Origin of the sequence: Bradyrhizobium sp. SZCCHNS3052 (assembly GCF_032484495.1) — a bacterium.
Taxonomy (GTDB): domain Bacteria; phylum Pseudomonadota; class Alphaproteobacteria; order Rhizobiales; family Xanthobacteraceae; genus Bradyrhizobium.
Genome location: NZ_JAUETB010000018.1, coordinates 106,022 through 118,892 on the forward strand (window position 1 = coordinate 106,022; position 12,871 = coordinate 118,892).

Annotated in this window: 10 protein-coding genes; 6 read left to right on the forward strand and 4 right to left on the reverse strand. The window is 66.1% G+C overall.

Translation table 11 applies throughout. The annotated features are described in order from the left end of the window. Nucleotides 1-11 precede the first annotated feature (11 nt). From otsB to QX073_RS32840, 3 genes are all read right to left on the reverse strand, one after another. Entirely contained in the window at nucleotides 12-833 is an 822-nt protein-coding gene (gene otsB, locus QX073_RS32830; protein ID WP_315750788.1) for a trehalose-phosphatase, read from the reverse strand. Continuing rightward, complete coding sequence (locus QX073_RS32835; protein WP_316227004.1) at nucleotides 834-2,348, reverse strand: MFS transporter; 1,515 nt, start codon at nucleotides 2,346-2,348, stop codon at nucleotides 834-836. Nucleotides 2,349-2,755: 407 nt separating this feature from the next. Further along, nucleotides 2,756-4,792 (reverse strand): HAMP domain-containing methyl-accepting chemotaxis protein, encoded by a 2,037-nt coding sequence (locus tag QX073_RS32840; RefSeq protein ID WP_315828358.1) that lies wholly within the window; start codon nucleotides 4,790-4,792, stop codon nucleotides 2,756-2,758. A gap of 296 nt (nucleotides 4,793-5,088) precedes the next feature. Here QX073_RS32840 and QX073_RS32845 point away from each other — a divergent pair, with 296 nt between their 5' ends. The 4 genes from QX073_RS32845 (at nucleotide 5,089) to QX073_RS32860 (ending at nucleotide 10,234) form a co-directional block, all read left to right on the forward strand. Beyond that, the gene (locus QX073_RS32845; RefSeq protein ID WP_315717018.1) at nucleotides 5,089-5,574 is read left to right on the forward strand and encodes a (2Fe-2S)-binding protein; all 486 of its coding nucleotides are present in this window, start codon (nucleotides 5,089-5,091) and stop codon (nucleotides 5,572-5,574) included. 99 nt (nucleotides 5,575-5,673) lie between these two features. Continuing rightward, nucleotides 5,674-8,019 (forward strand): xanthine dehydrogenase family protein molybdopterin-binding subunit, encoded by a 2,346-nt coding sequence (locus QX073_RS32850; protein WP_315717017.1) that lies wholly within the window; start codon nucleotides 5,674-5,676, stop codon nucleotides 8,017-8,019. Between the two features lie 18 nt (nucleotides 8,020-8,037). After that, nucleotides 8,038-8,838, forward strand: a complete 801-nt coding sequence (locus QX073_RS32855) for a xanthine dehydrogenase family protein subunit M (protein ID WP_315717016.1) — start codon at nucleotides 8,038-8,040, stop codon at nucleotides 8,836-8,838. Between the two features lie 283 nt (nucleotides 8,839-9,121). Further along, a complete protein-coding gene (locus QX073_RS32860; protein ID WP_315717014.1) occupies nucleotides 9,122-10,234 on the forward strand; it encodes a CaiB/BaiF CoA-transferase family protein in 1,113 nt (370 codons plus the stop codon). Nucleotides 10,235-10,602: 368 nt separating this feature from the next. On the opposite strand, the gene hppD is transcribed toward QX073_RS32860, so the two are convergent. Beyond that, nucleotides 10,603-11,721: a 4-hydroxyphenylpyruvate dioxygenase gene (gene hppD, locus QX073_RS32865; RefSeq protein WP_316227005.1), complete on the reverse strand. Its 1,119-nt coding sequence runs from the start codon at nucleotides 11,719-11,721 to the stop codon at nucleotides 10,603-10,605. A gap of 122 nt (nucleotides 11,722-11,843) precedes the next feature. On the opposite strand from hppD, the gene QX073_RS32870 reads away from it, so the two are divergent. Both QX073_RS32870 and QX073_RS32875 read left to right on the forward strand, forming a co-directional pair. Continuing rightward, complete coding sequence (locus QX073_RS32870) at nucleotides 11,844-12,323, forward strand: Lrp/AsnC family transcriptional regulator (RefSeq protein WP_316227006.1); 480 nt, start codon at nucleotides 11,844-11,846, stop codon at nucleotides 12,321-12,323. Between the two features lie 91 nt (nucleotides 12,324-12,414). Further along, nucleotides 12,415-12,726: a DUF1272 domain-containing protein gene (locus QX073_RS32875; RefSeq protein WP_315828363.1), complete on the forward strand. Its 312-nt coding sequence runs from the start codon at nucleotides 12,415-12,417 to the stop codon at nucleotides 12,724-12,726. Nucleotides 12,727-12,871 lie beyond the last annotated feature (145 nt).

Sequence of the window (12,871 nt, forward strand, 5' to 3'; positions counted from 1 at the left end):
TGCGCGGACCGCTAGGTCGATGAATTAGTTCCGCCGTCGGCGAGGCGCGCCAGGAACGCGCGCACGTCGTCCGGAGCGTCGAAATGTCCGTCGACACCGAGCGCCCGACGGCCGACCGAGAACGACAGGCCGGCGAAATCGGGCATGATCGCGAACACCGTCTCGTCGGTGACGTCGTCGCCGATGAAGAACGGCTTGCGTCCCTTGAAGGGCGCGTGCCGCATCAGCTCGCGCACGCCGCTCGCCTTGGTGAAGCCGGCATGCTTGATCTCGCACACACATTTTCCGGGCAGCACCTCGATCGGCGCCTCCGGCAACTCGGCGCGGATGCGCGACACCTCCTCGTAGATCGCCTTCTCCGCCTGCGGCGCGAGGCGATAGTGCAGCGCCAGCGAGTACCCCTTGTCCTCGAGCAGAATGCCGGGGCTGAGCTTGGCGATCGCAGCGAGCCTGCGCTTCAGCTCCTTGTCCAGCGGCGGCGCCTTGATCGCATCCGCCTCACCGCCGCCGCCGAGCCGCATCTCCGCGCCATGACCGCCGACGGCGGGGTAGACCTCCGGCGCGAAGATGAGATCGATGTCGTTGAGCGAGCGGCCCGAGACCAGCGCCAGCGCGCCGGAGGTTCGTTGCAGCAACGCGTTCAGTGCCTCGGCAAGGCCCGGCGGGACCCACACCTCGCGCGGTGTCGGCGCGAGATCGAGCAGGGTGCCGTCGATATCGAGCAGGATCGCCACCTCGCGAAGATGCGGCACGAGACTCACCGGCGTCGGAACGATCTCGGCGGGCTCCGCCGCAGGAGAACCGATCAGATCGGAGTTGTCGGACATCATCATCTACTCCATGACAGCGAGCGGGCGCGCCACCTGCTCGAGCGATTTGCGCTCGGCCGCGATGGCATAGCGCCAAGCGACGAGCGCCGCCACCAGCATCAGCGCGGCACCGAACAGATAGCCGCCGAACACCGCGCCGCGCGCCCCGCTGTTGAGCAGCGCGCCGAACAGCGCGGGTCCCGCCACGCCGCCGATCCCGGTGCCGATGGCGTAGAACAGCGCGATCGCGAGCGCGCGCACTTCCAGCGGAAAATTCTCCGACACGGTGAGATAGGCGGCGCTCGCCGCCGGTGACGCGAAGAAGAAGATCACCATCCAGGCCGCGGTCTGCGTCGCGGCGCTCAGCACTCCGATCGAGAACAGATAGCCGGTGAGCGCGAGCAGCACGCCGGAGACGCCATAGGTGAAGGTGATCATGGCGCGGCGCCCGAGCGTGTCGAACAGACGGCCGAGCAGCAGCGGCCCGAGCACGTTGCCGGCCGCGAAGGGCAGGATGTACCAGCCGACATGATCGGACTTGATGCCGTAGAAGTCGGTCAGCACCAGCGCGAAGGTGAAGAAGATCGCGTTGTAGAAGAACGCCTGGGCGATCATCAGCGTCAACCCGACCAGCGAGCGCTGACGATAGACCGAGAACAGCGTATGCGCGACCTCTCGTAACGGCGTGTGGCTACGCATCCGCAGCCGCATCCTCGGCAATTCCTTAGCGCGCGCCTCGCGGTCGTGGCCGGTGACGTCGCGTTCGATCTCCGCCACGATCCGATGCGCCTCTTCGGGATGGCCGTGAATCATCAGCCAGCGCGGACTTTCCGGAATCCACATCCGCATGACCAGCACGACCAGGCCGAGACAGGCGCCGATGCCGTAGGCCAGCCGCCAGCCGACATCCGGGCCGGCGACATCAGGATCAAGCAGCACGATGGCGCCGACGGCGCCGAGCGCGGCCCCCAGCCAGAAGCTGCCGTTGATCATGAGATCGGTCCAGCCGCGATAGCGCGCCGGCACCAGCTCCTGGATCGTCGAATTGATCGCGGTATACTCACCGCCGATGCCGGCGCCGGTCAGGAAGCGAAACAGCGCGTAGGTCGCGACATTCCGCGACAAGGCGGTGGCGGCCGTCGCGGACAGATAGAGCGCGAGCGTGATGAAGAACAGCTTCCGGCGGCCGATGCGGTCGGTCAGCCAGCCGAAGCCGAGCGCGCCGAGCACGGCGCCGGCGAGATAGGCGCTGTTGGCAAGCCCGATCTCGAGATTGGAGAAATGCAGCGCCGGGCTCTGCTTGAGTGCGCCCGACAAGGCGCCGGCGAGCGTCACCTCGAGCCCATCGAGCACCCAGGTGATGCCGAGCGCCAGCACGACGCGGGTGTGAAAGGCGCTCCAGCGGAGGTCGTCGAGCCGGGCGGGGATGTTGGTTTCGATGATTCGATCCTGGCCAGCCGTGTCGCCCGGCGGCGCGCTGGATTGCGGCGCTGACGTGATGACGCGGAGGTGCGGAAAGGATGCCTGTCGGGGTGCCATGGAATCCCAATGCGACGGCGCGGGTCGCACCGCATGCTCGACCGAGAGGATGAAGCAAATGCGGCAATGAAACCCTGCCGCTGCGACCCAACGTCTCGCCGCGCGCTGGGTTCCCGGAAGTGGGGCGGGGTTCGGCGCTCGACCCGCCCCGGGGGGGCGCAGCGTTTCCTGGGTGAGGCCCAGGCGCGCCTCATTTCAGCTGTCGTCCCGGGCAAGCGGGCGGAGCGAGCGCGATCCGGGATCCATACCGCGTGATGCAAGATTGGGGCACGCGATCGATACCGCCCGCCACACATCTGCCGCGGCGTATGGATCCCGGCGTTCGCCGGGATGACAGCGGAGGGTTTGGCCGCGGGCTCGCCAACGCATTTGCGAGCGGCGTGAAGACCAGCCTGTCGCCGCAAAACTCACGCCGCGCGGATGTTCGCCATGAAGCGGTTGAGCTCCGCGCGCAGGCGGGCGCTTTCCGAGGACAGCGACTGGGCCGAGCGCAGCACCTCCTCCGAGGCCTCGCCGGTCTGGGTCGCGCCGCGATTGACCTGGGTGATATCGGCTGCGGCGGCCTGCGTGCCTGCCGCGACGCTCTGCACGTTCCTGGCGATCTCCTGGGTCGCGCCGCCCTGCTGCTCGACCGCGGTCGCGATCGACGAGGCAATGGTCGAGATCTGACGGATCGTGCCGCCGATCTGCTTGATCGCGGTCACCGACTCCTGGGTCGCTGCCTGCATGCCGGAGATGTGGTTGGAGATGTCGTCGGTCGCCTTGGCGGTCTGCTCCGCCAGCGACTTGACCTCGGAAGCCACCACCGCGAAGCCGCGGCCGGCATCGCCGGCGCGTGCCGCCTCGATGGTGGCGTTCAGCGCGAGCAGGTTGGTCTGCTCGGCGATCGCGGTGATCAGCTTGACGACGTCGCCGATCTCCTGCGCCGCGCGCGACAGCTTGCCGATGCGCCCGTCGGTCTCCTCGGCCTGGGCGACGGCGGATTCCGCGATGCGGCTGGACTCGCGGACCTGGCGGCCGATCTCGTCGACCGAGGCCGACAGCTCGTCGGTCGCGCTCGCGACCGAGTGGATGCGGCCGGTGGCCTGGTCGGAGGTGCCGCTCACGCGGCTCGCCAGCGACTGCGTGGTCTCGGCGGTGCGCGTCAGGGTCGAAGCCGCCTGCTCGAGGTGCTCGGCCGAGCTCGAGACGTTGGACACGATCGAGCCGACGGCGGTCTCGAACTCGTCGGCGAAGCGGATGAGCTCGGCCCGGCGCGCGGCGCCCGCAGCCTTGTTCTGGGCGTCCTGCGTCGCGGCGTCGCGCTCGGCCTTGGCCACCGCCTGGACCTTGAACTCCTCGACGGCGGCCGCCATCTCGCCGATCTCATCGGCGCGCCCGAGGCCGGGCAGCCGGACGTCGAAATTGCCCGAGGCGAGCTCGCGCATCGCCTTGCACATCGTGATCATCGGCCTGGAAATGCCGTTGCCGAGCATCAGCGCCAGCACGGCGCCGAGCGTCAGCCCGCCGATCGCCAGCATCGCGATCAGCCGCTCGATGTCCGCGATGCTGGTGTTGGCGGCGGCCTCGATGCGCTGCTGGTCGGACGCGACCTCGGATTTCAGCCCGTTCGACAGCGCGATGATCTCGGTCCCGACGACGCCCATCTCCTGTTCGAGCTTGTCGAGCGCTTTCATGTTCTCCGACAGCTTGATGAAGGCGGCGCGGTACTGCTTGATCAGGTCGCCGAGCTCGGCGACGCGCTGGGTGATCTTCTCGTCATTGGCATAGATCGTCACCAGCGAGGTTTCCAGGAAGCGCGTGCGCGCGATGGCGCCGTCGGCCGTCTTGGCATCGGGCTTGGCGATGTAGGTCCCGACCAGCGCGGACACGGTCAGGTACTGGCCGGTGAGGTCCTTGGCCGTCGTCTGCACGGACGGCAGGCCGGCGAGCGCGGCGGTGTCCGCCAGATCATCGAACTTGAAGCGGATCTTGTTGCCGATGATGCCGATCTGGTCGGTCGCCAGCTTCGCGTTCTCGCGGGTCAGGGCAACGATGCTCGAGAATGTCTTGGCGAAGGCCTGAAACTGCGCCTGCAGCTTGCCGACCTGGGCCCGCCGCTCGGCACCGGTCGCAGCCATCGATTTGTCGATCGCGGCCTGGAGCGCCTGCTGGGCAGCGGTGGCCGCCGCCTCGTCGTCGGCTTTGCCGGTCAGGGCATAGTATCGGGCGAGAGCCTGGTACGAGACCAGCTCGCGATCGATGGTGCGGGTGGTGTCGGCTTCCGCAACGCTGCTGCGATAGGCCGCCACCGCTGCGGCGACCCGCTCGAACCCCAGATAGGAGAAGCCGATGCTGACGGCGGAGATGGCCAGCACCACGGCAAAGCCCAGGAAGATCTTGCCGCGAAATCGCAGGGTCAGAAAATTGGCACGCCGCGACTGCGGCGCAAGCTGCGCAGACATTCCCACCCCCGACACGCCATTCTTTATATTGGCCAGAAACCAACTGCCCGGCAGCAACGCACCAGAGCGTGATCAAAACTACGTCACAATGGCTAAGGGGCGGTAAATGGGCGGCATCGGCCTGCGGCCTGCGCTCACCCGCGCCGGTGCCGCCTCGCATGGCGTGCCACATGCGACCGAATCGCCGGGGCCGCGCGCAAGACGTCGCAATGACATCAGAGACGAAAATTCGAGTTGCAAAGTCCTGAGGGCGCTGTTTCTAATCAGAATAAGAAAAATTCATCGGGAGGTTACTCGTGTCGACAGTCAAACTGACGGTGAACGGCAAGGCGGTCTCGGTCGAGGCCGAGGATCGCACCCTGCTCGTTCACCTCCTGCGGGATCATCTGAACCTCACCGGCACCCATGTCGGCTGTGACACCAGCCAATGCGGCGCCTGCGTCGTCCATATCGACGGCCGTGCCGTGAAATCCTGCACCGTGCTGGCCGGCCAGGCCGCGGGCGCCAACGTCACCACCATCGAAGGCATCGCCAAGGGTGACGAGCTGCACCCGATGCAGGCGGCCTTCCGCGACAATCACGGCCTGCAATGCGGTTATTGCACGCCGGGGATGATCATGTCGGCCATCGACATTGTGCACCGCCACGGAGGCGAGCTCGACGAGAGCACGGTGCGCGAGGAGCTGGAAGGCAACATCTGCCGCTGCACCGGCTATCACAACATCGTCAAGGCCGTGCTCGACGCTGCCGGACGGATGAAGGTCGCGCAAGCTGCCGAATGAGGCCGGCGAGAGCCGCCGTTTACCGCAATACCGAGACCACGACCGCTGCGCGCGATGGCCGCGGCGGGACAATAGAACTCCAGTAGGGGAGAGATTCGCATGGGTATGGAAGGCATTGGCGCCAGCGTCGTCCGCAAGGAGGACAAGCGTTTCATCACCGGCAAGGGCCGTTACGTCGACGACGTCAAGCTGTTGGGCATGACCTTTGCCCATTTCATCCGCAGCCCGCACGCGCACGCCAAGGTCAAGAGCATCGACTCCTCGGCCGCCGAGGCAATGCCCGGCGTGGTCGCGGTGCTCACGGGCAGGCAGATCGTCGACGACAAGGTCGGCAACCTGATCTGCGGCTGGGCCATCACCTCGAAGGACGGCTCGCCGATGAGGATGGGCGCATGGCCGGCGATGGCGCCGGAGACCGTGCGATTCGTCGGCCAGGCCGTGGCGGTCGTGATCGCCGAGAGCAAGAACCTCGCCCGCGACGCCGCCGAGGCCGTCGTGGTCGAATATGAGGAGCTGCCGGCGGTCGCCGACATGCCCTCCGCGCTGAAGCCCGGCGCGCCGCAGCTTCACCCGGAGGCCCCCGGCAACGTCGTCTATGACTGGCATATTGGCGACGAGGGGGCGGTCAACGCCGCCTTCGCCAAGGCCGCCAACGTCGTCACCCTGGAATTGACCAACAACCGGCTGGCGCCGAACGCGATGGAGCCGCGCGCGGCGATCGCCGAGTACGATGCGGCCGAGGAGCATTTCACGCTCTATACGACGTCGCAGAACCCGCACGTCGCTCGCCTGGTGCTGTCGGCGTTCTACAACATCGCACCAGAACACAAGCTGCGCGTCATCGCGCCCGACGTCGGCGGCGGCTTCGGCTCCAAGATCTTCATCTATCCCGAGGAGATGGTGGCGCTGTGGGCCTCCAAGAAGGTCGGCCGTCCGGTGAAGTGGACCGGCGATCGCACCGAGGCGTTCCTGACCGACGCGCACGGCCGCGACCACATCTCCAAGGCCGAGATGGCGCTCGATGCCGACAACAAGATCCTGGGGCTGCGGGTCAAGACCCACGCCAATTTCGGCGCCTACATGTCGCTGTTCTCGTCCTCGGTGCCGACCTATCTGTACGCGACCCTGCTGTCGGGCCAGTACAACATCCCGGCGATCTATGCCGAGGTGATGGGCGTCTATACCAACACCACGCCGGTCGACGCCTATCGTGGCGCCGGACGCCCTGAGGCGAGCTACCTGCTGGAGCGGCTGATGGAGACCGCAGCGCGTCAGCTTAAGGTCGATCCGGCCGAGCTGCGGCGCAAGAACTTCATCACCCAGTTCCCGCACCAGACCCCCGTGATCATGGCCTACGACACCGGCGACTTCAACGCCTCGCTCGACGCGGCGATGAAGGCGATCGACTACGCCGGCTTCCCGGCGCGCAAGGCGGCCGCCAAGGCGCAGGGCAAGCTGCGCGGCCTCGGCTTCTCCTGCTACATCGAGGCCTGCGGCATCGCGCCGTCAAAGGCAGTCGGCAGCCTTGGCGCCGGCGTCGGTCTGTGGGAATCGGCCGAGATCCGCGTCAACCCGGTCGGCACCATCGAGGTGCTCACCGGATCACACAGCCACGGCCAGGGCCACGAGACCACCTTCTGCCAGCTGATCGCCGAGCGCCTGGGCGTGCCGATCAGCCAAGTCTCGATCGTTCATGGCGACACCGACAAGGTGCAGTTCGGCATGGGCACCTACGGCTCGCGCTCGGCCGCAGTCGGCCTCACCGCGATCCTCAAGGCGATGGAGAAGGTCGAGGCCAAGGCCAAGAAGATCGCAGCGCATGCGCTGGAGGCCTCGGAAGGCGACATCGTCATCGAGAACGGCGAGTTCAAGGTGACCGGCACCGACAAGTCGATCGCGCTGCCGATGGTCGCGCTCGCTGCCTACACCGCGCACAACCTGCCGGACGGCATGGAGCCCGGATTGAAGGAGACTGCGTTCTACGATCCGACCAACTTCACCTTCCCGGCCGGCACCTATATCTGCGAGCTCGAGGTCGACGAGGCCACCGGCAAGACGTCGTTCGTCAACTTCGTCGCGGCGGACGATTTCGGCCGGCTGATCAACCCGATGATCGTCGAGGGCCAGGTCCATGGCGGTCTGGTCCAGGGCATTGGCCAGGCGCTGCTCGAGCACGCAATCTATGACAGCAACGGCCAGCCGGTGACGGCATCGTTCATGGACTACGCGATGCCGCGCGCCGACGACGTGCCGTCCTTCAAGCTGAGCCACACCACGACCCTGTGCCCGGGTAATCCGCTCGGCGTGAAGGGCTGCGGCGAGGCCGGCGCGATCGGCGCATCCGCCGCCGTGATCAACGCGATCACGGATGCGATCGGCAACAACAAGCTGGAAATGCCGGCGACGCCGGACCGCGTCTGGCACGCGATCCACGGCAACGCCTGATCGAACGGAGGAGCAACCATGTATCAGACGACTTATCATCGTGCCTCCTCGGTCGACGAGGCGGCGGCGCTGTTCGCCAAGGGCAGCGAAGCCAAGTTCCTTGCCGGCGGTCACACCTTGATCCCGGTGATGAAGCAGCGCCTTGCTGCTCCGTCCGATGTCATCGACATCGGCAAGATCAAGGACCTGATCGGGGTGCAGTTGTCGGGCGACACGCTCGTCATCAAGGCCGCGACGACCTACTACGACATCATGACCAATGCCGATGTGAAGAGGGCGATCCCCGCGATCGCCCATCTCACCTCGGTACTCGGCGATCCCGCGGTGCGCGCCCGCGGCACGATTGGCGGCTCGATCGCGAACAACGATCCGGCGGCGGATTTCCCGGCGGCGCTGATCTCGCTCGGCGCCACCGTGAAGACGAACAAGCGGTCGATCTCGGCGGATGATTTCTTCAAGGGCCTGTTCACGACGGCGCTGGAGGACGGCGAGATCATCACCGAGGTGTCGTTCCCGGTGCCGGAAAAGGCCGGCTACGCCAAGATGCGCCACCCGGCGTCGCGTTTCGCGCTCACTGGCGTGTTCGTCACAAAGACGAAGGGCGGCGACGTCCGCGTTGCGGCCACCGGCGCTTCGCAGAGCGGCGTGATGCGGGTGCCGGCGATCGAGGCGGCGCTGAAGTCGAACTGGTCGGCCTCGGCGATCGACGGGGTCACGGTGTCGGCGTCAGGCCTCTTGAGCGACATCCACGGCTCCGCCGATTACCGCGCCAATCTGGTGAAGGTGATGGCGCAGCGCGCGGTGCAAGCCGCGGGCTAAGTCCGCGGCGCGGATCATTCCGCGCAACGGCAGATCAAATTCCACACGGCGCGCAGCGATGCGCGCCGTTTTGCTTTGCGGCATACGGCGCGCTTGCGTTGGCCTGATGCACGCGGGACAATCAAAGGATCAGGAAACGCATCGCGCGTGATGATGTTTGATTGATGCGGACAGCAGCCAAGCACACCCACCCTCCCCTGGAGGCGGAGGGTGAAGGTCACGGCGACCATCTTTGTCCGATCGACCTCATCACGCGCCGAAGCACCGCAGGGACAAGACAAACGTGCTCGACAAGACCGCACCACAGACCGAGATCCGCGCCACCGGACCGCTCGCGGGCTTCCGCATCGTCGAGTTCGCCGGCATTGGACCGGGTCCGTTCGCCTGTATGCTGCTGGCCGACATGGGCGCGGAGGTGGTGACGCTCGATCGCGTCGGTGCGCGCAAGACCATGAAGTCGGTCGCCGGCCGCGGCCGCAAGGTGATCGAGCTGGATCTCAAGGACAAGGGGGTCATCCCCCAGGTGCTCGATCTGCTCGCCGGTGCCGACGCGCTGATCGAGGGTTTCCGGCCCGGCGTGATGGAGCGGCTGGGCCTCGGCCCCGAGGTCGTGCTCGCGCGTAATCCGAGGCTCGTCTACGGCCGCATGACCGGCTGGGGCCAGGACGGACCGCTGGCGCATGCGGCCGGTCACGACATCAACTACATCTCGATCACCGGCGCGCTGGCCGCGATCGGACCCAGGGAGCGGCCGGTGCCGCCGCTCAACCTGGTCGGGGATTTCGGCGGCGGCGCGCTCTATCTGGTCGTCGGCGTGCTTGCCGCACTGCTCGAAGCCTCGAAGTCCGGTAAGGGGCAGGTGGTGGATACCGCGATGTGCGACGGCGCGGCCTCGCTGCTCGCGATGTTCTTCGACCTCACCGCGATGGGCCGCTGGACCGAGGGGCGCGAGCGCAACTTCCTCGACGGCGGCGCGCACTTCTACGGCGTCTACGAATGCGCCTGTGGCAACTTCATCTCCATCGGCTCGATCGAGCCGCAGTTCTACGCGCTGCTGCGGCAGCATGCCGACCTCTCCGATCCCGCCTTCGATGCGCAGATGGACCCGCGCGCCTGGCCGGCGCTGAAGGAGAAGCTGGTCGCGGTGTTCAAGAGCAAGACGCGCGAGGAATGGTGCGCGATCATGGAGGGCACCGACATCTGCTTCGCGCCGGTGCTGACGATGTCGGAGGCGCCGAAGCATGCGCACATGGCCGCGCGTGGCGTGTTCGTCGAGCGGCACGGCGTGACGCAGCCCGCGCCGGCGCCAAGGTTCTCGCGGACGCCGTCGAATATCCGCGAGCCGAAGGTGACGGAGATCGGCGCTGTGGTAAGCGCTTGGCAGGCAGGGCGGTAAAGCTCGATCGCTGCAGCAGCGCCGATCGAGCGCTGCTCGACTGTTCCGATGTCAACGAGTTGGCTACGCCGTCGCCTCAATCTCAGTGTCGTCCCCGCGAACGCGGGGACCCATAACCACCGGCCGTCCTGAGACGACGATTATCTGTCGCCGTGCCTCATCGACGCACCCTGCGGTATGGGTCCCGAGTCGGTGCCCAACGCCGCTTACGCGCCGTCGGGCTTGCCCGGGATGACAGTTGAGAGTTTGGCGGCAAACTGCCTCCAGTCACGCCGTCATTGCCAGCGAAGCCAAGCATTCCAGGGACAGACGGAAGTCTGGATTGCTTCGTCGCTCCGCTTCCCGCAATGACGGCCTACTTCCTTCGCCTACTCCGCCGCCTCCACCTTCAGCACGCCGCGGCGGATCTGGTCTTCCTCGATCGACTCGAACAGCGCCTTGAAGTTGCCTTCGCCAAAACCGTCGTCGCCCTTGCGTTGGATGAACTCGAAGAAGATCGGCCCGATCGCATTGGCCGAGAAGATCTGCAGCAACACCTTGGTGTGACCGCCAGCGACGACTCCCTCGCCATCGATCAGGATGCCGTTTCTCTGCAGGCGAGCGAGGTCCTCGCCATGCTTGGGCAGGCGAGACTCAATGCGCTCGAAATAGGTGTCGGGCGGCGACGGCATGAACGGCAGGCCTGATGCGCGCAGGCCCTCGACGGTGGCGTAGATGTCGCGGGCGCCGCAAGCAATGTGCTGGATGCCTTCACCGCGATAGATCTTGAGATACTCCTCGATCTGCCCGGAATCTCCGGCATCCTCGTTGATCGGAATCCGGATCTTGCCGTCGGGGCTGGTCAGCGCACGCGAGAACAGGCCGGAGGCGCGGCCCTCGATGTCGAAGAAGCGGATCTGGCGGAAGTTGAACAGTTTTTCGTAGAAGCCGGCCCAGACGTCCATGCGGCCGCGGTGCACATTGTGGGTCAGATGATCGATGTAGTACAGGCCGGAGCCTGCGGGGCGCGGGTCGCGCGCGCCGGTCCACTCGAATTCGAGATCATAGGCCGAGCCCTTGGCGCCGTAGCGATCGACCAGATACAGCAGGCTGCCGCCGATGCCCTTGATGACAGGAACGTCCAAGGTCTTCCGCGATGCGGGCAGGTCGGCCGGCTCGGCACCGAGCGCGATCGCGCGATCGTAAGCCTTGTTGGCGTCGACCACGCGGAACGCCATCGACGGTGCACACGGCCCGTGCGCGGCGACAAAGTCGTGGCCGTGGCTGCCCGGCTCCTCGTTGACGAGGTAGTTGATGTCACCCTGGCGGTACAGCGTGATCGCCTTGGTCTTGTGGCGCGCGACCGCGGCGAAGCCCATCAGCTTGAACAGCGCGTGCAGCTCGCTTGCTTCGGGGTGCGCATATTCGACGAACTCGAAGCCGTCCGTGCCCATCGGGTTGTCGGCGGAGATGGTGGCAGGAGGCGCATCGTGCGGAAATGGACCCATCGGGGGAAGCTCCTTCAGCTTGATGTGCCGATCATCTCCCGAATTCCGCGCACAGGGCATGCAAACCATTGTCATTTTCGCCTGGATATGCACGATCCATGCACGACCAGAGGAAATGGCGCATGATTTCGATCGACAGCTTCGATCTCCGTATCCTGGCCGCGCTGCAGGACGACGGCCGGCTCACAAACCAGGAGCTGGCCGACATCGCCGGCCTGTCGGCCTCGCAGTGCTCGCGGCGCCGGATGCGGCTGGAGCAGGACGGCGTGATCGCGGGGTATCGCGCGCAGCTCGCCAGCCAGGCGCTCGGCTTCGAGCTGATTGCCTTCATCCAGATCACCCTGGCGACGCATTCGCCCGACAACGCGCAGAAGTTTCGCGCGCTGGTCAACCGCGTCGACGACATCCAGGAGGCCTACGCGCTGACCGGCGATTCCGACTATTTGCTCAAGGTCGTGCTGCGCGATCTCAACAGCCTGTCCGACATCGTCAACAACGTGCTGATGCCGCACCAGAGCGTGGCGCATGTCCGCTCGTCGATCGTACTCGACCGTCTCAAGGAGAGCGCGAAGCTGCCACTGGCTTCGCTATCGACTGACTGAGCGTCTGCGGCGCAAATCGAGGGAAATGCGCCCTTCAACATCGCCAGCGCTTTTGCGACAGTGACCGTGTCCCCTGATCTGCGAGACGACCATGGCCCTGCAGCTTCGGCCCAATTGCGAATATTGCGACAAGGACCTGCCGCCCTCGGCAACAGAGGCGCGCATCTGCTCCTACGAGTGCACGTTCTGCGCCGACTGCGTCGAGACCAAGCTGTTCAATGTCTGCCCGAACTGCGGCGGCGGCTTTGCGCCCAGGCCGATCCGGCCCAGCCGCGAGTGGCGGTCGGGAGCTTGCGTGACGAAGCAACGGCCGTCCGACACGCGCGTGCATCTGAAATATGCGGCGGAGGACGTTGCGGCATTCGTGGCTGGTGTGAAGGATGTTATGCCAGAGGACCGCTAGATCTTCGTCATTGCGAGCGCAGCGAAGCAATCCAGGGCTGCGCACACGACTCTGGATTGCTTCGCTACTGTTCAGCCCGGGGACATAGCTGACGGGTGTTCGGGGAGATGGTTGACACTTCAAAATCGGCTCGATTCGTCAAGCA

What these genes read in the sequence shown, in the direction of transcription:
- otsB (WP_315750788.1), bottom strand. Translation starts at nt 833, where the DNA reads ATGATGATGTCCGACAACTCCGATCTGATCGGTTCTCCTGCGGCGGAG.
- QX073_RS32835 (WP_316227004.1), bottom strand. Translation starts at nt 2,348, where the DNA reads ATGGCACCCCGACAGGCATCCTTTCCGCACCTCCGCGTCATCACGTCA.
- QX073_RS32840 (WP_315828358.1), bottom strand. Translation starts at nt 4,792, where the DNA reads ATGTCTGCGCAGCTTGCGCCGCAGTCGCGGCGTGCCAATTTTCTGACC.
- QX073_RS32850 (WP_315717017.1), top strand. Translation starts at nt 5,674, where the DNA reads ATGGGTATGGAAGGCATTGGCGCCAGCGTCGTCCGCAAGGAGGACAAG.
- QX073_RS32855 (WP_315717016.1), top strand. Translation starts at nt 8,038, where the DNA reads ATGTATCAGACGACTTATCATCGTGCCTCCTCGGTCGACGAGGCGGCG.
- hppD (WP_316227005.1), bottom strand. Translation starts at nt 11,721, where the DNA reads ATGGGTCCATTTCCGCACGATGCGCCTCCTGCCACCATCTCCGCCGAC.
- QX073_RS32870 (WP_316227006.1), top strand. Translation starts at nt 11,844, where the DNA reads ATGATTTCGATCGACAGCTTCGATCTCCGTATCCTGGCCGCGCTGCAG.
- QX073_RS32875 (WP_315828363.1), top strand. Translation starts at nt 12,415, where the DNA reads ATGGCCCTGCAGCTTCGGCCCAATTGCGAATATTGCGACAAGGACCTG.